18 protein-coding genes are annotated in these 22,441 nt (G+C 61.9%); 10 read left to right on the top strand and 8 right to left on the bottom strand.

Annotation, left to right across the window (positions count from 1 at the left end):
* Window positions 1-4 precede the first annotated feature (4 nt).
* Complete coding sequence (locus ABCW43_RS27520; protein WP_345930607.1) at window positions 5-943, bottom strand: ImuA family protein; 939 nt, start codon at window positions 941-943, stop codon at window positions 5-7.
* 172 nt (window positions 944-1,115) lie between these two features.
* Here ABCW43_RS27520 and ABCW43_RS27515 point away from each other — a divergent pair, with 172 nt between their 5' ends.
* Complete coding sequence (locus tag ABCW43_RS27515; protein WP_345930468.1) at window positions 1,116-1,553, top strand: metallopeptidase family protein; 438 nt, start codon at window positions 1,116-1,118, stop codon at window positions 1,551-1,553.
* Window positions 1,554-1,568: 15 nt separating this feature from the next.
* Here the strand turns inward: ABCW43_RS27515 and ABCW43_RS27510 are convergent, their stop codons facing one another.
* Window positions 1,569-1,775: a DUF1737 domain-containing protein gene (locus ABCW43_RS27510; RefSeq protein ID WP_345930466.1), complete on the bottom strand. Its 207-nt coding sequence runs from the start codon at window positions 1,773-1,775 to the stop codon at window positions 1,569-1,571.
* A complete protein-coding gene (locus tag ABCW43_RS27505) occupies window positions 1,772-2,674 on the bottom strand; it encodes an HpcH/HpaI aldolase/citrate lyase family protein (protein ID WP_345930465.1) in 903 nt (300 codons plus the stop codon). Before ABCW43_RS27505 ends, ABCW43_RS27510 begins: the two co-directional genes overlap by 4 nt.
* A gap of 107 nt (window positions 2,675-2,781) precedes the next feature.
* Here ABCW43_RS27505 and ABCW43_RS27500 point away from each other — a divergent pair, with 107 nt between their 5' ends.
* The 5 genes from ABCW43_RS27500 to lpxE all read left to right on the top strand — a co-directional run bounded on the left by ABCW43_RS27500 (window position 2,782) and on the right by lpxE (window position 6,335).
* The gene (locus ABCW43_RS27500) at window positions 2,782-3,009 is read left to right on the top strand and encodes a hypothetical protein (protein WP_345930464.1); all 228 of its coding nucleotides are present in this window, start codon (window positions 2,782-2,784) and stop codon (window positions 3,007-3,009) included.
* A 137-nt stretch (window positions 3,010-3,146) separates the two neighbouring features.
* Window positions 3,147-3,752 (top strand): 3-isopropylmalate dehydratase small subunit, encoded by a 606-nt coding sequence (gene leuD / locus ABCW43_RS27495; RefSeq protein WP_210013478.1) that lies wholly within the window; start codon window positions 3,147-3,149, stop codon window positions 3,750-3,752.
* Window positions 3,753-3,768: 16 nt separating this feature from the next.
* Window positions 3,769-4,158 carry a RidA family protein gene (locus ABCW43_RS27490; RefSeq protein ID WP_345930463.1) on the top strand — a complete coding sequence of 130 codons (390 nt, stop codon included), beginning with the start codon at window positions 3,769-3,771 and terminating at the stop codon, window positions 4,156-4,158.
* A 109-nt stretch (window positions 4,159-4,267) separates the two neighbouring features.
* Window positions 4,268-5,377 carry a 3-isopropylmalate dehydrogenase gene (gene leuB, locus ABCW43_RS27485; protein WP_345930462.1) on the top strand — a complete coding sequence of 370 codons (1,110 nt, stop codon included), beginning with the start codon at window positions 4,268-4,270 and terminating at the stop codon, window positions 5,375-5,377.
* A 133-nt stretch (window positions 5,378-5,510) separates the two neighbouring features.
* Entirely contained in the window at window positions 5,511-6,335 is an 825-nt protein-coding gene (lpxE, locus tag ABCW43_RS27480; protein ID WP_345930459.1) for a lipid A 1-phosphatase LpxE, read from the top strand.
* Window positions 6,336-6,411: 76 nt separating this feature from the next.
* On the opposite strand, the gene ABCW43_RS27475 is transcribed toward lpxE, so the two are convergent.
* The gene (locus tag ABCW43_RS27475; protein ID WP_345930458.1) at window positions 6,412-8,295 is read right to left on the bottom strand and encodes an MFS transporter; all 1,884 of its coding nucleotides are present in this window, start codon (window positions 8,293-8,295) and stop codon (window positions 6,412-6,414) included.
* Between the two features lie 500 nt (window positions 8,296-8,795).
* On the opposite strand from ABCW43_RS27475, the gene ABCW43_RS27470 reads away from it, so the two are divergent.
* Together ABCW43_RS27470 and ABCW43_RS27465 are read left to right on the top strand one after the other, a co-directional pair.
* Window positions 8,796-9,830 carry an aspartate-semialdehyde dehydrogenase gene (locus ABCW43_RS27470; protein WP_210013483.1) on the top strand — a complete coding sequence of 345 codons (1,035 nt, stop codon included), beginning with the start codon at window positions 8,796-8,798 and terminating at the stop codon, window positions 9,828-9,830.
* 202 nt (window positions 9,831-10,032) lie between these two features.
* Window positions 10,033-10,845 (top strand): lytic murein transglycosylase, encoded by an 813-nt coding sequence (locus tag ABCW43_RS27465; RefSeq protein ID WP_345930455.1) that lies wholly within the window; start codon window positions 10,033-10,035, stop codon window positions 10,843-10,845.
* 18 nt (window positions 10,846-10,863) lie between these two features.
* On the opposite strand, the gene ABCW43_RS27460 is transcribed toward ABCW43_RS27465, so the two are convergent.
* Window positions 10,864-11,538 carry a carbonic anhydrase gene (locus tag ABCW43_RS27460; protein ID WP_345930453.1) on the bottom strand — a complete coding sequence of 225 codons (675 nt, stop codon included), beginning with the start codon at window positions 11,536-11,538 and terminating at the stop codon, window positions 10,864-10,866.
* Window positions 11,539-11,607: 69 nt separating this feature from the next.
* Window positions 11,608-12,480, bottom strand: a complete 873-nt coding sequence (pdxY, locus tag ABCW43_RS27455; RefSeq protein ID WP_345930451.1) for a pyridoxal kinase PdxY — start codon at window positions 12,478-12,480, stop codon at window positions 11,608-11,610.
* Window positions 12,481-12,655: 175 nt separating this feature from the next.
* Between pdxY and ABCW43_RS27450 the strand changes: the two genes are divergently transcribed.
* Together ABCW43_RS27450 and ABCW43_RS27445 are read left to right on the top strand one after the other, a co-directional pair.
* Window positions 12,656-17,422 (top strand): NAD-glutamate dehydrogenase, encoded by a 4,767-nt coding sequence (locus ABCW43_RS27450; protein WP_345930449.1) that lies wholly within the window; start codon window positions 12,656-12,658, stop codon window positions 17,420-17,422.
* Window positions 17,423-17,456: 34 nt separating this feature from the next.
* Entirely contained in the window at window positions 17,457-18,839 is a 1,383-nt protein-coding gene (locus ABCW43_RS27445) for an MFS transporter (RefSeq protein WP_345930447.1), read from the top strand.
* A gap of 201 nt (window positions 18,840-19,040) precedes the next feature.
* On the opposite strand, the gene purH is transcribed toward ABCW43_RS27445, so the two are convergent.
* Window positions 19,041-20,657 carry a bifunctional phosphoribosylaminoimidazolecarboxamide formyltransferase/IMP cyclohydrolase gene (purH, locus tag ABCW43_RS27440; protein ID WP_345930445.1) on the bottom strand — a complete coding sequence of 539 codons (1,617 nt, stop codon included), beginning with the start codon at window positions 20,655-20,657 and terminating at the stop codon, window positions 19,041-19,043.
* 86 nt (window positions 20,658-20,743) lie between these two features.
* On the bottom strand, window positions 20,744-22,426 hold the full coding sequence (locus ABCW43_RS27435) for a heparinase II/III family protein (protein WP_345930606.1): 1,683 nt from the start codon (window positions 22,424-22,426) through the stop codon (window positions 20,744-20,746).
* Window positions 22,427-22,441: the final 15 nt, after the last annotated feature.

Genomic DNA, 22,441 nt, shown 5'->3' with positions numbered 1-22,441 from the left:
ATGTTCAGGACGCTCTTTCGAACGCCATGACAGTCCCCAGAGCCGGCGCGCGATCCTGTCGGTCGGCAGATGCGGGAAAACGAGCGCCAGGATGCGCTGGCGGGTTGCGGAAAGAAAAAGCCTCTCCTGCGTCTCGGCCGAGGGAAAATTGACGGTCATGGGGGTTCCACTCCAGAAGCAAGGACAGCGGAGCCGGATTGCGGCTCTTCTCCAGGGTGAGTTTAAAAACGGGATGACCGATGCTGCCGCCAAGCACGGATCCATTCGGAAGATGCCGGGGAGCCGCCGGGGCCGGTTCGACAAGAAAGCGGAACGAGGCGCTGCTCGCCTCCTCTTCTCCCGCATGCCGTAATACAAAGAGCGGCCGCCCCGCCGCCTTTGCCCTGAGACCCAGCCTGCGGCTTTCAGTGAGCCCGAAATGCTTGGGGTTCCCCCGGATTTCGAGAATAACGGCGACAAGAGCCCCGCTCGCCAATGCGGTTTCCGCAAGCCACAGGGCATCGTCCAGCTTGCGTGGCGAGGCGTAAAGAATATCCCGTTGGCTCAATCCGAATTGTTTGAGACCGATGGAATAGGGAATTCCGGCCTCCTGCATGGAGAGGACATCACAGATCCAGAGAAGCGGCGCCTCGCTCGGCTGTCTCGCTTTGAGGTGAGACGCCAGCGAGAGAGCAAAGCCGCTTGCTGCCCCGGCATCCCCCGTCAAGTGAGAACGGATTTCCGTGATGCCGTCGAGCGGCAGGCCCCCTTCCAATGCGGTCTCCATCGTTGTTATGCCGAACGGCAGACGGGGTGGCTTGTCCCTGGATTTCCTGCCCTCCGGATCGGCAGCCGAGTCCGCCTGTTCCGCCGCGGCAAGCGCCGGCAGAGATTTTCCTTCCAGTCTGGCGATCTGTTCGCGCAGGGCAAAAAGCGTCTCCTGCGCCGTGGCGTGCTCGGCCATGGCGTCAGCTCCATCTGTATATGTTCTCTTTATGTTCTTATGGATTCCAGAGCTGCCCGAAAGAGTCAACAGCCAAATCCTGGGAATCTTTTCCTTGGAGGGTAGGCCGATGATTCTTCACTCGAAAAATATCGCGCAAGGTACTATATGGGCCTGATCAGAAGGAGAGCCTATGGCCCGCATCGACCAGACCGACGATTGGCAGGATCGCCACGCGCCGACGATCAGCGCATTCGAGTCGTTGGCGATCGAGGCCTATGGTCATTTACCGGAGGAATTCCGGGCTCTCACCGCCAACCTGACGATCGAGATCGAGGATTTTCCGGACGACGACGTTTTCGAGGACATGGCACTCGAGACACCCTTCGACCTGCTCGGCCTTTTCGAAGGCCGCGGCATTTCCGAGCGGTTCAACATGGAAACGGGCGAACTGCCGAACCGCATCCGGCTTTATCGCCGGCCGATCCTGGACTACTGGGCGGAAAACGAGGAAACCCTGGGCGATATCATCACCCATGTGCTGATCCACGAGATCGGCCACCATTTCGGCCTCAGCGACGACGACATGGAGCGCATCGAGGCGAGCGCCGAGGAAGCAGCCCAGCGCTGATCCTCTGGCTGTAGCTTATTGCTCGCCGAGCTTCATTTCGGGATCGTATTCCTTGCCGTGAACGGTTTTCGTCACCGCCTGGCCGCACTGCATCTCGCCGGTCGTGGCGTTGAAGGCATAGGTCGGCGAGCCTGACAGCTCCCAGCCCTTGTTCAGCGCCGCCGTCACCTTGTGGCAGAAGGAGGCATCGTCGGGACCGGTGAGGAAGCGATACAGTTTCATGGCGTTCTCTTTCTTGCAGCAATGACCCGGGCCGTGGCGGCAAGTTTTTCGGCCTCCACCAGGTGCAGCCTTTCGACCATTTTGCCGTTGAGGTTGATGACGTTGAGATGTTGCGCTTGCGGTTCCGCGAAGGCGGCGATCACCGCTTCAGCCTCTTCCACGGCCCGGGGATCCGGCCCGAAATGCCGGTTGGCAGGCTCGATCTGGGCCGGATGGATCAGCATCTTGCCGGAAAAACCCATGGCGCGGCCTTGGGCACATTCCGCTTCAAAGGCTTCCGGATCCTTGAAATCGTTGAAGACGCTGTCGATCACGTCGATGCCATGGGCGCGGCCGGCGAGCACGATCTGCATCAGCCACGGCACCAGATAGACGCGGCCCGGCTGGGGCAGCACGCCTGTCTCCTTGCGCAGGTCGTTGAGGCCGACCACGAAACACTGGAGCCGCTCGTCGACAGGGGCAATCGCCGGCGCATTCAGTACGCCCTTCGGCGTTTCGATCATCGCCCAGATGGCAAGGCTGTCCGGGACCCCGGCCTCGGAAAGGATATCCGCCACCGCCTGGACCTGCGACATGTGCTCGACCTTGGGGATCAGTACCACGTCAGGGCAAACCTCGGTGACAAGATCCATGTCCGCCTTGCCGAACTCGGTTTCGAGCGGGTTGATGCGGATGATCGTTTCCCTGTCCTTGAGCGGGTTTTCCGTAAACAGCCGGCGCAGGTTGCCGCGGGCCTCGCCCTTCTTTTCCGGCGCAACCGAATCTTCCAGGTCGAAGATCACCGCGTCGCAATCGAGCCCATGCACCTTTTCCAATGCCCTTGTATTGCCGGCCGGCACGCTCAGGATCGAGCGACGAAGGTGAACGGAGGCAAGTTTGATATCGGTCAAGGCGGTCATCGCCGCTTTGTGCCAATCTTTTTGGTCTGCGGCAATACTGCATGCCCAAAGCCCCTTGCAAGAAAGGGCGCAAGGCGCCACATTCCTTGATGAGAAAGGTATATACCATGCAAAACATCCGCGTATTCTTCGTCATCATATCGGCCATTGCCGTGCTCGCCATGGCAGCGCTTCTGACGGCTTCGCTGACCGTCGCCTTTGCCGGCATTCTTGCAGTTCTGTCCATCGGGCGGGCGCTTTCGGCGCGGCTGAAGCCGGTTCCGGTGCGGGCCAAGGCGAACAAACGCGAGATGCGCGTCTGGAACGACGGCCGCGGCACGATCATCGATCTTTGATCGTTTCGAAGCGATAGACAGACGAATGCGCCGGTTTCCGGCGCCTTGGCGTACCAGTTCACGCCAAACAGCCCTTCAAATCCGCGTCGATTTGCTTTATGGCAGCTTCCGCAGATAAGTCCACGTGGAGGCAGATCATGGAAAAATTCACCAAGCTCACCGGCGTTGCAGCGCCGCTGCCGGTCATCAACATTGACACGGACATGATCATTCCGAAAGATTACCTCAAGACCATCAAGCGTACCGGTCTTGGCAAGGGTCTCTTCTCGGAAGCCCGCTACAAGGACGACGGTTCTGAAAATCCTGATTTCGTGCTGAACAAGCCGGCCTATCGCAACGCCAAGATCCTGGTTGCGGGCGACAATTTCGGCTGCGGTTCCTCGCGCGAACACGCGCCGTGGGCACTTCTCGATTTCGGCATCCGCTGCGTCATCTCGACCAGCTTCGCCGACATTTTCTACAATAACTGTTTCAAGAACGGCATCCTGCCGATCGTCGTTTCCCCGGAAGATCTTGAAAAGCTGATGGACGATGCCGAGCGCGGCTCGAACGCCATCCTCTCGATCGACCTGGAAGCCCAGGAAATTACCGGTCCGGATGGCGGCTCGATCCATTTCGACATCGATCCCGGCCGTCGCCACATCATGCTCGAAGGCCTCGACGACATTGCCTCGACGCTGAAGAGCGATGCTGCCATCAGCGCTTTCGAAAACAACAACCGAGCCGCTCGCCCCTGGCTCTGATTTCCGGAGCATCCTGATGGTCAAGCGGATTTCCTCCGGATCGCCCTTCGAAGCGCGGATCGGCTATTCGCGCGCAGTGGTGGATGGCGACATGGTCTATGTCTCCGGCACCACCGGCTACGACTATGCCAGGATGGAAATGCCCAACGACGCGGCAGCCCAGACGCGCAATACGCTCGGCACGATCGAGAAGGCGCTGAAGGAGGCCGGCAGCGGCCTTAAGGACGTCGTGCGGGTGCGCTACTACCTCACCGACATGGCCGATTACGATGCGATCGTCCAGGTTCTCGGCGAGACTTTCTCCGAGATCCGGCCGGCGGCGACCATGGTCGTCTGCGGCCTCACCACGCCCGAAATGAAGATCGAGATCGAAGTGACCGCCCGCATCGGCGCCGGCAGTCCTTAAAACCTTTCCAGCCTCGTCCTTTGGCAGGCTCGGACGAGGTTATGCCAGGCGCGGAAATCCCGCGCGGGAGGACGCGAGCCTGCGAAACCCGCAAGGATACGAAAACGATATGGCAAAGAACCTCTTCCTCCTTCCCGGCGACGGCATCGGCCCCGAGGCCATGGGCGAAGTCCGCAAGATCATCGCCCATATGAACAGCGCCATGAAGGCCGATTTCGTGCTCGACGAAGGCCTGGTCGGCGGCTGCGCTTATGATGCTCATGGCGCCGCCATTTCCGAAGAGGACATGGCCAAGGCGATGGCCGCGGACGCGGTGCTTTTCGGCGCGGTGGGCGGTCCGAAGTGGGACGACGTTCCTTACGAAGTGCGCCCGGAAGCCGGCCTGCTGCGCCTGCGCAAGGACATGGAGCTGTTCGCCAACCTGCGCCCCGCCATCTGCTACCCCGCACTCGCCTCCGCTTCCTCCCTGAAGCCGGAACTGGTCGAAGGCCTCGATATCCTGATCGTCCGCGAATTGACCGGCGGCGTCTATTTCGGCGAGCCGAAGGAAATCGTCGATCTCGGCAACGGCCAGAAGCGCGGCATCGATACGCAGGTCTACGATACCTATGAAATCGAGCGCATCGCCGGCGTCGCCTTCGAGCTTGCCCGTACCCGCAAGAACGCCGTCTGCTCGATGGAAAAACGCAACGTCATGAAGTCCGGCGTGCTGTGGAACCAAGTCGTGACGGCGACACACAAGGAAAAGTATTCCGACGTCAAGCTGGAACACATGCTGGCCGATGCCGGCGGCATGCAGCTCGTGCGCGCGCCAAAGCAGTTCGACGTGATCGTCACCGACAACCTGTTTGGCGACATGCTGTCGGACGTCGCGGCCATGCTGACCGGCTCGCTCGGCATGCTGCCCTCCGCATCGCTCGGTGCACCCGACGCCAAGACCGGCAAGCGCAAGGCGCTTTACGAGCCGGTGCACGGTTCGGCGCCGGATATCGCCGGCACCGGCGTTGCCAACCCGATCGCCATGATCGCCTCGTTTGCCATGTGCCTGCGTTACTCCTTCAACATGGTCACGGAAGCCGACAACCTCGAGAAGGCGATCGCCAACGTGCTCGATCAGGGCATCCGCACCGGCGACATCATGGCCGAAGGCGCCCGCAAGGTCGGCACCGCCGAGATGGGCGATGCGATCCTCAAGGAATTCGTCAACCTTTCCGCCTGACACACTGATCGGTGCCTTTCCGTCGCGGCGGAAAGGCACCTCGACATTTGGCGCTCGGCATCCCGCTACCCATATTGCGGAATCTATGGGAAGAAGCCGCGCGGGATCGATCCCGCGCCACGGACAGAGGCCGATGAAACGGACAATCGAAAAACTGAAACATCGGCGATATCGCCGTCCACCCGGGCCTCCGTCGCCCCGATGGCTGTCCTTTGCGGTTATCACGATCAACCTGATCCTGATCGCCTTTTTCCTGCTCGATGCGCCGGTTGGTTTCTATGCTGCCCATACGCCGAATGTGCTCTTGCCGCTCGGCAAGGCCATCACCGATTTCGGCACATCCGGGTGGATCCTTTTCGCAACTGCCATCCTCTTCTTCGAGGCGCTGGCGGTCATCCGGCTGACGCCCGGCCTGAGAGCCCGTTTCCAAGCGATGCTGGTCAGCCATATCGCGGCTTATATCTTTGTGGCCGTTGCCGGTTCAGGCCTTCTTGTCAACCTGGTGAAGCGTATCATCGGGCGAGCCCGGCCGGGGCTTTACGAGCAATGGGGCTTTTACGGTCTCAACCCCTTTTCCGGCTCCCGGTTCGAGAGCTTTCCTTCCGGCCACGCAACCACGGTCGGAGCATTCCTGATGGCGCTGGCGCTGCTCGCTCCCCGCTACCGCCTGTTCTTTCTGGTCATGAGCCTCTGGATCGGTTTTTCGCGCGTCATCGTCGCGGCGCATTATCCGAGCGACGTGATTGCCGGTCTCTCCTTCGGCGCCTGGTTTTCGGTCATCATGGCGATCGTCTTTTCCCGCTACGGACTGCTCTTCCGGCAGGAGCCTGACGGTTGGCCGGTTCTGCGCCGACCCATTCCTCTCCTCCTGCGCCCCGATCGGGCGACAGTGCCATTCCCGCTCCGCGGCATTCCGCCGAAGCGGGAGGCAGGCGAAAAGACCAATGACCTGAGATGAAGAAGCCCGGCGCAGAGAACTGCGCCGGGCTTTTCATTTTGGCGGGTTGCCAGGGAAACTCCCGGGACCGACACCCTTATTCGGCGTGGATATCCCGGTCCTTGGTTTCCGGCAGGAACAGCAAGCCGATCACCAGCGTGATGCCGGCAAATACGATCGGATACCAGAGACCATAGTAGATATCGCCCTTGGCGGCACTCATCGCGAAGGCCGTCGCCGGCAGAAGGCCGCCGAACCAGCCGTTGCCGATATGGTAAGGCAGCGACATGCCGGTGTAGCGGATGCGGGTCGGGAAGAGTTCGACCAGAAGTGCCGCGATCGGGCCATAGACCATGGTCACATAGATCACCAGAACCGTCAGGATGGCGATGATCGTCACCCAGTTGACCGCCTGCGGGTCTGCCACCATCGAGAAGGCGCCGGAGCTTGGGATGGTATAGACTGCCATCTCGGTCACGCCAGTGGCTTCCTGTGCGGTCAGCAGCTTCTGCGTAACCAGGTCGGGACCAGAGACCGAAGCCTTGGTGCCGGCGCGAATGGCGGCGGCGTCGAGCTTCAATTCCGGATTGGCTGCAATGAAGCCATCCAGCTTTGCTTCCGGCACCTTGGAGGCAGCGCGGGCCAGGGGATACCCACTCGCCTGAAGTGCGACATTCACCTGCTTCTGGAAGGAAGCATCCTTGGCCTTGGCGTCAGCACCGGATGCAATGGCATCATAGCTGGCGATCGTCGAATTGCCGATCTTCACCGTGGCCGGCGTACCGGCCGGACCTGCAACGACATCGTAAGGGACCGAGTTGCGGGTCAGGAACGAAGTCGCGATGTCGCAGGACGTGGTGAACTTTGCCGTACCAGTCGGGTTGAACTGGAATTTGCAGTCGCCGGGAGCTGCCGCTACCGTTGCACGCACGGTTTCCTGAGCTTGCGCCAGAGCAGGGTTGCCTGCCCAGGTCATGGCCTTGAACAGCGGGAAGTAGGTCACCATCGCCAGAAGCAGCCCGGCCATGATGATCGGCTTGCGACCGATCTTGTCGGAAAGCCAGCCGAAGAAGACGAAGAAGCCAGTGCCGAGAAGAAGCGAAGCAGCAACCATCAGGTTCGCGGACTGCGCATCAACCTTGAGAATGTTCTGCAGGAAGAACAGGGCGTAGAACTGGCCGGAATACCAGACGACGGCCTGACCGACCACCGCGCCGAACAGAGCGAGAAGCGCGATCTTCGCGTTCCGCCACTGGCCGAACGCCTCTGTCAGCGGAGCCTTGGATCCCTTGCCTTCTTCCTTCATTTTCTTGAAGGCAGGCGACTCGTTCATCTTCAGACGAATCCAGACCGAAACGCCGAGCAGGATGACCGAGAGGAGGAACGGAACGCGCCATCCCCAGGCAGCGAAGGCTTCACGACCCATGGCCATCTGGACGCCGAGAATAACGACCAGCGACAGGAAGAGGCCGAGTGTGGCCGTGGTCTGAATCCACGAGGTGAAGAAACCGCGCCGGCCATGCGGCGCATGTTCCGCCACGTAGGTCGCTGCACCGCCGTATTCGCCGCCGAGCGCCAGACCCTGAAGCATGCGCAACGCGACCAGCAGGATCGGAGCGGCAATGCCGATGGACGCTGCGCCAGGCAATATGCCGACCAGGAAGGTTGAAAGACCCATGATCAGAATGGTGACGAGGAAGGTGTATTTGCGGCCAACCAGGTCACCAAGACGGCCGAACACCAGCGCGCCGAAAGGACGGACAAGGAAGCCTGCTGCAAAGGCCAACAGGGCAAAGATGTTCCGGGTCGTTTCCGGATACTGGCTGAAGAAGGCTGCCCCGATAAAGGTGGCGAGTGAGCCATAAAGATAGAAATCGTACCATTCGAATACGGTGCCGAGCGAAGAAGCGAAGATAACCTTCTTCTCTTCCCGCGTCATCGGTCCGGCTTTTGCACCGACCGCTATTGCGACATCTGCCATTGTCGTCCTCCCTCAAGATGAAACTCGCGTGCCGCCTCCGAGCCCATTCCTCCGGGGCGTGGATATGGCGACGCATTGTCGCAGATTGCCAGAAATCAAGGCTCAAGGAGAGCGATGCTTTGGGATTATGACTTTCGTCTAACATCGCGCCTGCCGTGCACAGCGGATGCTGCGGCGCGACATGAGAGCAATGCAGTGCAGCACCTGCTCAGCCATCGCTTGACTCGTTGCGAAAATCTTCTAAACAGCTTCGCGAACGGGAAGACACCCACATGCGCGCCTGCGAATTCCATATCGCTGCCTCCGCACTGCCGGCCATCCAGGCTGCGCAGCGGGCGTGTTTTGCCGCTTTCTCCAAAACCAAGGCCAAAACGACGACGAAAACCGTCTGACGTCTCTGGCCGCCGCTCTCTCCCCGGATGGTCGGGGACAAGGAATTCCGCGAATTGATCGCGGCTTCCCCCTCACCAAATCGAGGAGAGACAGAAAGAGAGCACAAAATGGGTTTCAAGATCGCAGTCGCCGGTGCAACCGGCAATGTCGGCAGGGAAATGCTGACGATCCTTTCCGAGCGCGGCTTCCCGGTCGACGAGGTCGTGGCGCTGGCATCCGCCCGTAGCCAGGGGACCGAAGTTTCGTTCGGCGACCGGACGCTGAAGGTTTCCAACCTCGAAAACTACGATTTTTCCGACACCGACATCTGCCTGATGTCGGCTGGCGGCGAGGTTTCCAAGAAGTGGTCCCCGAAGATCGGCGCCCAGGGCTGCGTCGTCATCGACAACTCTTCCGCCTGGCGTTACGATCAGGACGTTCCGCTGATCGTCCCGGAAGTGAACCCCGATGCGATCTCCGGCTTCACCAAGCGCAACATCATCGCCAACCCGAATTGCTCGACCGCGCAACTCGTCGTCGCGCTGAAGCCGCTCCACGACTTCGCCAAGATCAAGCGCGTCGTCGTCTCGACCTACCAGTCGGTTTCCGGCGCCGGCAAGGAAGGCATGGACGAGCTCTTCACCCAGACCCGCGCCGTCTTCGTCGCCGACCCGGTCGAATCCAAGAAGTTCACCAAGCGCATCGCCTTCAACGTCATCCCGCATATCGATAGCTTCATGGAAGACGGATATACGAAGGAAGAGTGGAAGGTCCTGGCCGAGACAAAGAAGATGCTCGACCCGAAGATCAAGGTAACCTGCACTGCCGTGCGCGTTCCGGTCTTCATCGGCCATTCGGAATCGGTCAATATCGAGTTCGAAAACGAGATCACTGCAGACCAGGCCCGCGACATTCTCCGCGAAGCTCCGGGCTGCCTCGTCATCGACAAGCATGAGAACGGCGGCTACATCACGCCTTACGAATGCGCCGGCGAGGATGCTACCTACATTTCCCGTATCCGCGAGGATGCAACGGTGGAAAACGGCCTCAATATCTGGGTCGTTTCCGACAACCTGCGCAAGGGCGCGGCACTCAACGCCATCCAGATCGCCGAGTTGCTCGTCAACCGCGGCCTGATCAAGCCGCGCAAGGTTGCTGCCTGATAAATAATAAATTTATTAAGCATGTTCCGATAGAAACCCCACCAGAAATGGCGGGGTTTTCTTTCGAATCACCTACATCACGAACTATTCATGAACGGGTGAGTTGCGATTGTCTGCGACCGCCGCCATAAGGCCGAAACAAAACACATTATCCGGACGCTTCTGGCTTAAGCGATCCGGCTCTGGGGACGGGTTGGACCGCATGAAGAAGATTTTGCTGGCAGGATTGATCGCAACCGGTTTCATGACCGCTGGTCCGGCGCTTGCCGCACCCCAATGCGGCAACGATTCATCCGGCTTCGCCCGCTGGGTCGACGAGTTCAAACGGGTTGCACCTGCGAATGGCGTCAACCCTTCCGTTGTCGAAAAGGCTTTCTCGAGCGTCTCCTACAACCGCCCGACCATCAGCGCCGATCGCGGCCAGAAAAGCTTCAAGCTTTCCTTCGACGAGTTCATGAAGAAACGCGGCGGGGCTGCCATCATCTCCCGCGGCAAGGGCATGAAATCCGGCAATGCCTCGCTGTTTGCGCAGATCGAACGCCGCTTCGGCGTGCCGGCCGGCCCGATCATCGCCATCTGGGGCATGGAAACCGGTTTCGGCGCCTTCATGGGCGATCAGCATACGCTTTCCGCCGTCGCGACGCTTGCTTACGACTGCCGCCGTTCCGCCTATTTCACGGAGCAGCTCTATGCTGCCCTTCAGCTCGTCGGCCGCGGCGATCTGAGCGTCACGGCCCGCGGCGCTGCGCATGGCGAGATCGGCCAGACCCAGTTCCTGCCGCTGAACGTCGTCCGCTATGGCGCCGACGGCGACGGTGACGGTCATATCGACATGGTCCGTTCGCGCGCCGATGCGCTTGCCTCGACCGCCAATTTCCTGAAAGGACACGGCTGGAGGCCGGGTGCCGGCTACCAGCCGGGCCAGCCGAACTTCGTTGCCATCCAGGGCTGGAACGCAGCAACCGTCTACCAGCAGGCGATCGCCTATATGGGCGCCCAGATCGACGGCCAATAAGCCGCGTTTGTCTTGAAATCAGGCCGGGATCTGCTCGGCCTCGATCGGCGGTTCATCCAGGTTAGGCCGGACGAAATCGCCCTTGCTGTCCATGATCCAGAGCTCGCCGGTCGAAATGTCGAACCAGGCACCGTGAATGCCGAGTTTCCCCTCTTCGTCGTGTTTGCGAACAAAGGGAAAGGTCTGCAGATTGGCGATCGAATTGCGGATCGAGACCCGCTCCAGCGCCGTCTGGCGTTCGGCCTGGGTCATCAAGTCGTTGTTCTGGATCTGCTCGGCGGCGGGCCTGACCAGCCCCATCCACTTGCCGATGAAATCCCCCGGCGACAGCGGCTTCATGGAAGGGTCGAGCGCCGCCTGAATGCCGCCGCAGCGGCCATGGCCCATCACCACGATATTGTCGATCTCAAGCACCTGAACGGCATATTCGATCGCCGCCGACGTGCCGTGGAACTGCCCGTCCGGCTCGTAGCGCGGCACCATGTTGGCGACGTTGCGCACCACGAACATTTCTCCGGGCCCGCAGTCGAAAATTGTCTCCGGCGCGGCACGGGAGTCGCAGCATGCGATCAGCAGCGTATGGGGTTTCTGCCCCTTGTCCGCCAATACACGGTAGCGCTCGCGTTCGTCACTATAGCGACCGCTCATGAAGTTGCGGTAGCCCGCCAGAAGTCTGTCAGGAAAATCCGTCATGGAGCAACGATTATAGTGGCTCCGGCCGAAGATCAACGGCCATTGTGCATATGCGAAATTGCTATGCCCTCAACGCTTGGTCCGCTGCAAGGGGTGCACGAGCCGGCGCATCTGAACCATCGCCATGGGTGTGGAGAGGCTCGACGCGTCCGTCTCCAGCGTCAGCTCGTCGCCGCCGCGCTTTGCGGTGCGCGCCAGGATCTCGAAAACGCTGGCGGTTGCCAGCTGCAACGCCTTTTCCTCGTCCATGCCGGCCAGGATGCGCCCAAGGAACAGGGCTCCCAAAAGATCGCCGAGCCCGTTGGGCGGATTGTCGATCAGCCGGTGTTCGGCAAGCAGCGCATGTTTGCCGGTGAGATAGAGATTGCCGGTGCCGCCCGCCATCATCGGCACGGCCGAGGTCACCAGGATGCGCGGCGGCCCGAGCGCGATTGCGGCATCCATGATATCGTTGTTGGTTTCAAGCGGCGCACCGGAAAGCCAGGCGAGCTCGTAGCGGTTCGGGGTGGCGATCGTCGCAAGCGAAATGAGTTCGTCACGGATCGCTTCCGCCGTCGGCTGCGGGATATAGAGCCCGCCGAGATCGCCCATGACCGGATCGCAGACATAGAGAAGATCCGGATTTTTCTCCTTCAACGCCCGGATGAGCCGCGCCACCGACCGCGGCTGGGCGGCATTGCCGAAATATCCGGTCAGCACCGCCTTCACTTCTCCCAGCCATGGCGCGCGAATAAGATCGTCTATAGCCTTGTCAAAATCTGATTCGGGAAAGGTCAACCGGGTGGAAGGCCCATGACCGGGATGCCAGGGGAGAACGACGGTCGGCATTGCCCAGACGGGAAATCCAAGCGTCTCGAGCGCGAAGACGGCGGCGCGATTGCCGACCGAGCCGCGCACGACATGGCTGGAGATGACGAGGACGGCACTGCTGGTATCCTGCATGAGATCGGTTTCCGGCTACGATGGCCCTGTTGATCGTTTCTTCGCCAGCGCATGTCAACAAGGCTTCACGGAAGAATGAAACGTGTACTGTCGCTTGACATGGATCAGCCACGTTGCCGCGTGATGACACAAAGCTAATTTATTCCGTCCGGGCACGGAAAAAGGGGAGAGGGACATGGCCGTCAGGCAAAATCCGAAACGGGAAAAGCAGATTGAAAGCGCGCGCAAGATCGTTGCTGCGAGCAAGGGGCCGCATCTCGACCCGCTCATCCTGTTCGGCCGGGCCAGCACTGACGACCTCGAAAGCTACACCCCGGAAATGCTGGCGCTTTCCGCCAACCATGCAGCCGCGCGGCTGATGGCCTGGCCCCGGGTTCGGGCCGACATCACGGTCGAACCGGTCGCCGGTGTCGAGCCGGACGGTATTGCGGTCTCGGTACTGACCGTCGTCGACCGCAACATGCCCTTCCTGTTCGACTCGGTCATGGGCGAAGTAACCGCCACTCACCGCGACCTCACCATGGCGGTCCACCCGATCCTGGTCGTGCAGCCGGGTAAGGAACCGGTGCTGCGCTCCAACGAACAGCCCGGGGATCCGGCCCATCATGTGAGCCTCATCCAGATCCATCTTTCGCCGCTCAACGAGGAACAGGCCGCTTCGCTCGTCGAGCGCATCCGCTACATCCTCGACCAGGTGCATCTGTCGATCACCGACTGGGGCTCCATGCTGGAAGTCCTCGATGGCGCGGCAAAGCAGCTCAACAACTCGACCAGCCGCAAGAAGACGGACCGCGAGGAGGCACTCGCTTTCCTGGCCTGGCTGCGCGACGACAACTTCACCTTCCTCGGCATGCGCGAATACGTCTATTCCGGCAAGGGCGCGGAAGCCAAGGTCGAACGCGGCAAGGGCCGCGGTCTCGGCATCCTCTCCGATCCGGACGTGCTGGTGCTGCGCCAGGGCAAGGACGCCGTGACGACCACGCCGGAAATTCTCGAATTCCTCGACGGCCCCGATTTCCTGATCGTCACCAAGGCCAACGTGAAGTCGGTCGTCCACCGCCGCGCCTATATGGATTATGTCGGCGTCAAGCGCTTCGACGAAAAGGGCGAGGTGGTCGGCGAGCTGCGCGTCGTCGGCCTTTTCACCGCAACCGCCTATACCCATTCCGTCCGCGACATCCCTCTCCTGCGCGCCAAGACCGGCCGGGTGGAAGAGCAGTTCGGCTTCGACCCCGACAGCCATTCCGGCCGCATGCTGGAAAACACGCTCGAATCCTATCCGCGCGACGACCTTTTCCAGATCGATACGGAGCTGCTGGCCCGCTTCTGCGAGCAGATCATGGAACTGAGCGAGCGTCCGCGCGTCCGGGTCCTGCCGCGCATCGACCATTTCGACCGTTTCGTTTCGGTAATCGTCTACGTACCCCGCGAGGACTATAATTCCCTGGTCCGCGAGAAGGTCGGCGACTACCTGACCAAGGTTTATGACGGCCACGTCTCCGCCTATTACCCGGCTTTTCCGGAAGGCGGCGTCGCCCGCGTCCATATGATCATCGGCCGCCGCGGCGGCAAGACGCCGCGAATCGCACAAGCCAAGCTCGAGGAAGCGATCCGCCTCATCGCCACCCCCTGGGAGGACCGCTTCGCAGCGCTTGCGGAGGAGGGGCCGCGGCTCTCCGTCACCCAGGCCTTCCAGGAAGCGTTCTCGCCCGAGGAAACCTTCGCCGACCTGCCGGACATCGCCGCTTGCGCCGCCGGCGAAACGATCCGCATCGCCTTCTATCGCCGCCCCGGCGATCCCGCCGGCACGGTGTCGCTGAAGATCTTCCACCGGGACCGGCATCTGTCGCTCTCGCGCCGCGTGCCGCTTCTCGAAAACCTCGGCTTCCATGCCGTTAGCGAGCAGACGTTCGAAATCCAGGTCGGCCCGGAAAACGACCGCAAGCTCATCGTCCTCCACGACATGGAACTGCAACTCGGCGACGGACGCGAGGTCGACCTTGCCCGCGAGGGACTGCTGCTCGAAGAGGCCTTCCTCTCCGCCTTCGAAGGCCTGATCGACAACGACGCCTTCAACCGGCTCGTTCTGCTGGCCGGCCTGTCGGCCCGCGAAGTCACTGTGCTGCGCGCCTATTCCCGTTACCTGCGCCAGACCGGCATCGTGTATTCGCAGGCCTATATCGCCGATACGCTGGTGAAATACCCGGCCATCTCCGCCGCCATCTTCCGCCTTTTCCGCGACGGTTTCGATCCGAAGATCACTGAGAAGGCCCGCGTCAAAAAGCTCACCGACCATCACGCCGAGATCGAGGGAGCGCTCGGCAACGTCCCCAATCTCGACGAAGACCGCACGCTTCGCCGCTTCGTCAATGCGGTCGATGCGACGCTCCGGACCAACTATTTCCAGCGTGACGAAAATGGCGCGCCGCACCGGATGTTCGCCTTCAAGCTCGATCCGAAGCTGCTCGACGGCCTGCCGGAGCCCCGCCCCTTCCGCGAGATCTATGTCTACGGCACCGAGGTCGAAGGCGTGCACCTGCGCTTCGGCAAGGTCGCCCGCGGCGGCCTGCGCTGGTCGGACCGCGGCGAGGACTACCGCACCGAAATCCTCGGCCTGGTGAAGGCCCAGCAGGTCAAGAACGCCGTCATCGTGCCGGTCGGCGCCAAGGGCGGCTTCTTCCCGAAAATGCTGCCCCCGGCGAGTTCGCGCGATGCGTTCTTCAATGCCGGCAAGGAGGCCTACAAGACCTTCATCCGCACGCTTCTGTCGATCACCGACAATATCGTCGGCGCCGACATCGTCGGGCCGCCGGATACGATCCGCCTCGATGGCGACGACCCCTATTTCGTGGTTGCCGCCGACAAGGGCACCGCAACCTTCTCCGACACCGCCAACGGCCTGGCGCAGGAAGCCGGCTTCTGGCTGGACGACGCCTTCGCCTCGGGCGGTTCCGCCGGTTACGACCACAAGAAGATGGGCATCACCGCCCGTGGCGCCTGGGAGGCCGTGAAGCGGCATTTCCGCGAGAAGGACATCGACATCCAGACGACGCCGTTCACGGTCGCCGGCGTCGGTGACATGTCCGGCGACGTCTTCGGCAACGGCATGCTTCTGTCGCGCAAGATCCGCCTCATCGCCGCCTTCGACCATCGCGATATCGTCATCGATCCCGATCCGGATATCGAAAAGTCCTTCAAGGAGCGCGAACGTATGTTCGCCCTGCCGCGATCGAGCTGGCAGGACTATGACAAGTCCACCCTTTCCGAAGGCGCGATGATCATTTCCCGCTCGGAAAAATCGGTAAAGCTCACCAGGCAGGCAGCGGCCGCGATCGGTATCGACAAGACGACCGCAACACCCTTCGAGATCATGACCGCGATCCTGAAGAGCCCCGTCGATCTTCTCTGGTTCGGCGGCATCGGCACCTATATCAAGGCCGCCTCCGAAACCGATACGGAAGTCGGCGACCGCGCCAATGATCCGATCCGCATCACGGCGGCCGAAGTGCGCGCCAGCGTCATCGGCGAAGGTGCCAATCTCGGCATGACCCAGAAGGGCCGCATCGCCTATTCGCTGAATGGCGGGCGCTGCAATTCCGATGCGATCGACAATTCGGCCGGCGTCAATTCCTCCGACGTCGAGGTCAATATCAAGATCGCCCTCAATCCCGCCATGCAGGACGGCCGCCTGACCCGCGACAAGCGCAACCAGCTTCTCGCCTCGATGACCGAGGAAGTCGGCCAGCTCGTGCTGCGCAACAACTACCTGCAGCCGCTATCGATCTCGCTGACCGAACGCAAAGGCGCCGGCAATCGCGAGGAGCTTTCGCGGCTGATGTCCGTGCTGGAAGCGCAAGGGCAGCTCAACCGCAAGGTCGAAACCCTGCCCGACGATGCGGAACTCGCCGAGCGTTATTCGTCCGGCAGGCCGCTGACTCGGCCGGAAATCGGCGTGCTTGTCTCCTATTCGAAGATCGTTCTGTTCGATGCCCTGATCGAAAGCGGCCTGCCGGACGATCCGTATTTCTCGGCCGTCCTGAAGGCTTATTTCCCGGGCAAGATGCAGAAGGCTTATGCTGCGGACATCCAGTCGCATCGCCTGCACCGCGAAATCGTCGCCACCGCGCTCGCCAACGAGGCGATCAACCGTGGCGGCCCCGGTTTTGTACAGCAGATGAGCGACATGACCGGCGCCACGGCGGCGAATGTCGTCAAGGCCGCCTTCCTCGCCCGCGACGGCTTCGAACTTCCCAAGCTCTGGGCCGAGATCGATGCGCTGGACGGACAAATCCCCGGCCAGCTGCAGAACGATCTTTATGCCCGGACCACCGAAACCTTTGCGGAAGCAACCCGCCTCATCCTGCAGACGCAGGTCGGCGCAGGCGACATGGACGGCGCCATGAGCCGGCTGAAGGCAGCGATCAAGGGCCTGCGCTCGTCGCTCGCAGGCGGAGATTTCGTGGAAACCGCTGCACGCGCCGCGGAACTCGAAGCGCAGGGCATACCGGCATCGCTTGCCCGGGAAATCCTGCTGCTTTCCACCCTGGTCCTGGTACCCGAGATCATGCTGATTGCCGACCGCACCGGCGAAACCATGGCCCGCGCCACCGAGAGCTATTTCACTGTTACCGAAACCTTCCGGGTCAACCGGCTGATCGGGGCGGGCGACCGCATCAGCACCTCGGAACACTATGAGAGCCTGGCGCTTTCCCGCAGCCTGCAGCAGCTCGCCGCCGCGCGCCGCGACATCGTCATCGCCGCGCTCACTGCCTATCCGAAGGAGAAGAAGCCGCTGGAAGCCTGGGTCGGCGACGACCGGATGCGTGTCAACCGCATCGGCACCGAACTGGTGGCGCTCAGCGAAAGCGGCGACCTGACGCTTCCGAAGATCACCGTCGCGGCCGGCCTCCTCAGCGATCTTGCGCATGGACGGGCGATGTAGAACAACGGACCGAACTGGTTGCCCCGGGGGAAAAATGGCCTTTACTGATGTGGACGATGCGCCGGTGAAAACGAGCCGGCGCGGCATCTGGGGCTGGATGTTCTTCGATTGGGCCGCTCAGCCGTTTTTTACCGTCGTCACCACCTTCATCTTCGGCCCCTATTTCGTCTCCCGTCTGACCGAGGACCCCGTCTCCGCGCAGGCGGCCTGGAGCAACATGGCGACGGTCTCGTCGCTGGTCATCGCCGTCTTCTCCCCGGTCCTCGGCTCGATCGCCGACCAGGCCGGCCCGCGAAAACCCTGGATCGCCTTCTTCGCGGCGATCAAGATCGCCTGCGTCTCGGCTCTCTGGTTTGCCGCGCCCGGTTCGCCGATCATCTGGCCGATGATCTTCATGATCTTCGCGTCGATCGCCGCGGAATTCTCGACCGTGTTCAACGATTCCATGATGCCGCGGCTGGTCTCCAAGCAGGATGTCGGCCGGATTTCCAACGTCGCCTGGGGGCTGGGTTATCTCGGCGGCATGATCGTGCTGATCGCCGTGGTGGCACTGCTCGCCGCCAATCCGGAAACCGGTGTGACGCTGATCGGCATTTCGCCGCTCTTCGGCCTCGATCCGCATCTTGGTGAAGACGCCCGCATCACCGGGCCGATCTCGGCCATCTGGTATTTCCTCTTCATCCTGCCGATGTTCTTCTTCACGCCGGATGCGAAGAAAGGCCTGCCGCTCGCCAACGCCGTCCGCTCCGGCATAAGGGAGCTCGGTGGCACGCTGCGGGACCTGAGGCAGCGTACAGGCATCGCGAAATTCCTGGTCGCCCGCATGCTTTACCAGGATGGCGTCAACGGCCTGCTGATCCTCGGCGGCACGTTCGCGGCCGGCATGTTCGGCTGGGCGACGATCGAGATCGGCATCTACGGCATCATCCTGAATGTCGTGGCGATCTTCGGCTGCATCGTCGCCGGCTGGCTCGACCGGCTGCTCGGCTCGAAGGTGGTCGTGATCATCAGCCTCGTCCTGCTGCTGGTGGCGACGCTGGGCATCATTTCCACCGGACCGGGCTTCGTCTTTTTCGGCCTTCTGCCTCTTTCGGCAGAGGATGGCGGAGGCCTGTTCGGCACCGCGGCCGAAAAAGCCTATATCCTGTTCGGATTATTGATCGGCATCGCCTTCGGGCCGGTCCAGGCTTCATCCAGATCCTATCTCGCCCGCAGCGTCAGCCTCTCAGAGACCGGCCGATATTTCGGCATCTACGCGCTATCCGGCCGCGCGACGAGCTTCCTCGCCACCCTGTTCTTCTCGCTCATGACCTATGCCAGCGGCTCCGCCCGACTGGGGATGGCGACGCTACTGGTCTTCCTCGTGGCAGGTTTGGTGCTGCTGCTTGCGACGCCTTATCCGGCGAACAGGAAGTAGAGACAGATGGCTATTCGGCTGGGAGGTGGATCCTCGGGTCAAGCCCGAGGATGCCGGAGTGCGTTGGATTGCCTGGTGAAAGCAAACCTAGCGGTTCATCAAACGTCTCTTGGAGCAGCCTTGAAACACCCTCACCGCCGTCATCCTCGGGCTTGACCCGAGGATCCACGCCACGCCCCTCAGGAGCATGACATCCGGCTCTCAGTGCCGGAAATGCCGCATTCCGGTGAACACCATGGCCACTCCATGCTCATCCGCCGCCGCAATCACCTCGTCGTCGCGCATCGAGCCGCCCGGCTGAATGACCGCCGTGGCGCCGGCGGCGATTGCCGAAAGCAGCCCGTCCGCAAACGGGAAGAAGGCTTCAGAGGCAACCGCGGAACCCTTTGTCATCGGCTCGGCCCAGCCCATCGCCTTGGCCGCTTCTTCCGCCTTGATGCCGGCGATGCGGGCGGAATCGATACGGCTCATCTGGCCAGCGCCGATGCCGGCCGTCTGCCCGTCCTTGGCGTAGACGACCGCATTCGACTTCACGTGCTTGGCAACCTTGAAGGCGAACTTCATGTCCTCGAGTTCGGTCGGTGTCGGCGCGCGCTTGGTGACGACGCGCAGGTCGATATCTTCGACCATGCCGTTGTCGCGGGTCTGGACCAGCAGGCCGCCGGAAACGGTCTTCGCCGTCAATCCGCGCGAACGGGGATCCGGCAGGCCACCGGTCACCAGCAGGCGGAGGTTCTTCTTGGCGGCAATGATCGCCTGGGCCTCGTCGGAAACTTCCGGCGCGATAATCACTTCCGTGAACAGCTTGACGATCTCTTCGGCCGTCTCCGCGTCGAGAAGCTGATTGACAGCGATAATGCCACCGAAGGCCGAGGTGGAATCGCAGGCGAGCGCCTTGAGATAGGCTTCCTTCAGGCTCGGAGCAGTCGCCACGCCGCAAGGGTTGGCGTGCTTGATGATCGCGCAGGCCGGCGCCTTTTCCGGCGAGAACTCCGCGATCAGCTCGAAGGCTCCGTCGGTATCGTTGATATTGTTGTAGGAAAGCTGCTTGCCCTGCAGCAGTTTTGCGGTCGCCACGCCCGGGCGGTTTTCGCCGGTGACGTAGAAGCCGGCGCTCTGGTGCGGGTTCTCGCCGTAGCGCATCTCTTCCTTCAGCACGCCGCCGATCGTCCGGTAGCGCGGGATCTCGATGTCGAGCGCCTCTGCGAACCAGTTGGAGATTGCCGTGTCGTAAGCCGCCGTGCGGGCATAGGCCTTGGCAGCCAGCTTCTGGCGGAAGGCATAGACCGTCTGGCCGTCATTGGAACGCAGCGCCTCGATCAGCGCAGGATAATCGGAAGGATCGGTGACGGTGGTCACATAAGCATGGTTCTTGGCGGATGCGCGGATCATGGCCGGGCCGCCGATATCGATATTCTCGACCGTCGTCGGATAGTCGCCACCGGCGGCGCGCACTTCCTCGAACGGATAGAGGTTGATGACGGCAAGATCGATACCCTCGATGCCGTGTTCCTTCATCGCGGCAACGTGTTCCGCATCGTCGCGGATCGCCAGCAGGCCGCCGTGCACCGTCGGATGCAGCGTCTTCACCCGGCCGTCCATGATTTCCGGGAAGCCGGTGACGTCCGAGACGTCGGTGACGGCAAGGCCCGCGGCGGCGATCGCCTTGTGCGTGCCGCCCGTCGACAGCAGCTTCACGCCCTGATCGGTGAGCGCCTGGGCAAGCTCGATGATGCCGGTCTTGTCGGAGACCGAGAGCAGTGCGGTGCGGACCTTGATGCGGTCGGGAGCGGGGATTTTCTTGGAAACGACGGCCATCGGTCTCTCCTGGAAACGCGCCGCGGGGCCGGGCGCAAGAGTAAGATGGCCGCCCGTTAGCACAGCTTGGCAGAAGAAGAAACGCCCTATTCGCTGCGTCTCAGCATCCAGCGTATTTCCGAAGTCTCCGGCGGTGAAAACTCGATGACCAGCTGCTGGCTCGGCCGCACGCCGGAAACATCGGCAAAGAAGATGTCCTCGTCGATCATCACCTGCAGCCCCGGTGCCGCAAAGATCCAGGTCTCGCCGTCCGGCGCGCGCATGGCCACACTTTCCTCGTCCCGCCGCGACAGCGTGATGACCGGATGAATGTGGAAGCGCGCCACCGCCAGGAAAGGCTCGTTATCCGGCGCCTCGCCCTCCGGCAGATAGAGCCGGTCGTGGCCCTTGATCTTGTTGCCCTTCACATTGAGGCCGATCTCGCGCTCGTGGAAATAGCCGAACTGGTGGAGGTAACCGTCGTGGCTCGCCCGCAGCCAGTCATTGCCGTGCATGTCGTCCCAGCGCTCGACCTCCACATCCGCGACGCCACCAAGCAGCATCGAGCCGGCAAACCGGGACCGGATGATGCGGCTGGACGAGGTTTCGTTGAGCGTCACCGTCGAATGGGCGGGCGTCGAGCGGGCCATGTGCCGATAGTTCCGCCCGGCATATTTGGGTGAGCCGCAATTGACGATGAAACGGTGCCGGCCGGCCGACATCTCGAAGGAAAGACAGCCCGCATGCGCACCGCGGGAAAGCCCCGGAGAGAGCGGACGGCCGGTATCGACGATCAACGTCGTCCCATCCGCCGAGAGGCGATGATAGTGCATGTGCGGCAGCGCCTTGAACGGCTTGCCGGCCGTCTCGTCATAACGCAGCACCGACATCAGCTCGCTCGCGGGCGTCGAACTGGCGCCGTTGAACAGCGCGAGATCACCGTCCTGGTGCCGGAAGAAACGCAGCGCCGGATACATGCGGTCGATCGTCGGAATGAGTTTTTGCGGCAGGTCGTGGCCGAGGTTGATATAGGTCTGGCGCAGCGGCAGGAGATCGATCAGCAGGTCGAGCACCGCCCGCGGATTGCGCGACACGTGACCGCCGTCGGCGAGAATCTGGCGTTCGAGTTCCCGATCAAGCCGGCCGCCCTCGCGGCGGATATAGGCAGCCCGCGTCGGCATCGAGATCGAGGCCATGGCGAGCGCGATCCTGAGCCTCAGCCGTGTATCGCCCTCCGGCGTGCAGCCGGCTATCTTCCTCAGATACCGGACCTGATAGGCGAGGCTTTTCATGAAGCGACGGTAGAAGCCGGCCTCGGCGCCCTGCAGCACCACCGTCGAATGGGAAAGCCAGGCGATCACCCTTTCCGCCGCCACATGCGCTTCCCAGGCAATGCCTTTCGGGCTTCGGCCATAAAGCGCGATCCAGTCGGCCACCACCTGCCGGGCGCTGGCACAGGCGGCTTCCGTCTTGTTGGTACGGATATGGCGGAGCCAGGCAAACGAATGCAGCCGCTCTGCCGCCGCCCGCGACGGCAGCTCGACGGAGAACGGCGACTGGCCATAAGTTTCGAGAATCCGCCCGGCAAGCGGAAAGCGGCCTTCGAGGATCTCCTCCGCCACGAACGGGTCGAGCGCCCGCAGATCCGTCGGCGCGACGATCAGCCGGTCCGGCACCTGCAGGGAAAACGAGGTTATGGCCAGGCGGAATCCGGCGGACCGCCGGCAAAGGCGTCGCCAGATTTCCCGCAAGCCGAAGGACAGAAGCCTTCGGCGATCCGCGAGCCGCATCTTCAATGTGGAATA

It is taken from the genome of Neorhizobium tunisiense (genome assembly GCF_039631515.1).
GTDB lineage: Bacteria > Pseudomonadota > Alphaproteobacteria > Rhizobiales > Rhizobiaceae > Neorhizobium.
This window is presented reverse-complemented; position numbering and strand designations above follow the sequence as displayed.

Excerpts from the sequence above, each read along its gene's own strand:
- ABCW43_RS27450 (WP_345930449.1), top strand. The coding sequence starts at position 12,656 with ATGGCCGTCAGGCAAAATCCGAAACGGGAAAAGCAGATTGAAAGCGCG.
- leuB (WP_345930462.1), top strand. The coding sequence starts at position 4,268 with ATGGCAAAGAACCTCTTCCTCCTTCCCGGCGACGGCATCGGCCCCGAG.
- ABCW43_RS27465 (WP_345930455.1), top strand. The coding sequence starts at position 10,033 with ATGAAGAAGATTTTGCTGGCAGGATTGATCGCAACCGGTTTCATGACC.
- ABCW43_RS27500 (WP_345930464.1), top strand. The coding sequence starts at position 2,782 with ATGCAAAACATCCGCGTATTCTTCGTCATCATATCGGCCATTGCCGTG.
- lpxE (WP_345930459.1), top strand. The coding sequence starts at position 5,511 with ATGAAACGGACAATCGAAAAACTGAAACATCGGCGATATCGCCGTCCA.
- ABCW43_RS27475 (WP_345930458.1), bottom strand. The coding sequence starts at position 8,295 with ATGGCAGATGTCGCAATAGCGGTCGGTGCAAAAGCCGGACCGATGACG.
- ABCW43_RS27460 (WP_345930453.1), bottom strand. The coding sequence starts at position 11,538 with ATGACGGATTTTCCTGACAGACTTCTGGCGGGCTACCGCAACTTCATG.
- ABCW43_RS27515 (WP_345930468.1), top strand. The coding sequence starts at position 1,116 with ATGGCCCGCATCGACCAGACCGACGATTGGCAGGATCGCCACGCGCCG.
- ABCW43_RS27520 (WP_345930607.1), bottom strand. The coding sequence starts at position 943 with ATGGCCGAGCACGCCACGGCGCAGGAGACGCTTTTTGCCCTGCGCGAA.
- leuD (WP_210013478.1), top strand. The coding sequence starts at position 3,147 with ATGGAAAAATTCACCAAGCTCACCGGCGTTGCAGCGCCGCTGCCGGTC.
- ABCW43_RS27505 (WP_345930465.1), bottom strand. The coding sequence starts at position 2,674 with ATGACCGCCTTGACCGATATCAAACTTGCCTCCGTTCACCTTCGTCGC.
- ABCW43_RS27435 (WP_345930606.1), bottom strand. The coding sequence starts at position 22,426 with ATGCGGCTCGCGGATCGCCGAAGGCTTCTGTCCTTCGGCTTGCGGGAA.
- ABCW43_RS27490 (WP_345930463.1), top strand. The coding sequence starts at position 3,769 with ATGGTCAAGCGGATTTCCTCCGGATCGCCCTTCGAAGCGCGGATCGGC.
- ABCW43_RS27445 (WP_345930447.1), top strand. The coding sequence starts at position 17,457 with ATGGCCTTTACTGATGTGGACGATGCGCCGGTGAAAACGAGCCGGCGC.
- pdxY (WP_345930451.1), bottom strand. The coding sequence starts at position 12,480 with ATGCAGGATACCAGCAGTGCCGTCCTCGTCATCTCCAGCCATGTCGTG.
- purH (WP_345930445.1), bottom strand. The coding sequence starts at position 20,657 with ATGGCCGTCGTTTCCAAGAAAATCCCCGCTCCCGACCGCATCAAGGTC.
- ABCW43_RS27510 (WP_345930466.1), bottom strand. The coding sequence starts at position 1,775 with ATGAAACTGTATCGCTTCCTCACCGGTCCCGACGATGCCTCCTTCTGC.
- ABCW43_RS27470 (WP_210013483.1), top strand. The coding sequence starts at position 8,796 with ATGGGTTTCAAGATCGCAGTCGCCGGTGCAACCGGCAATGTCGGCAGG.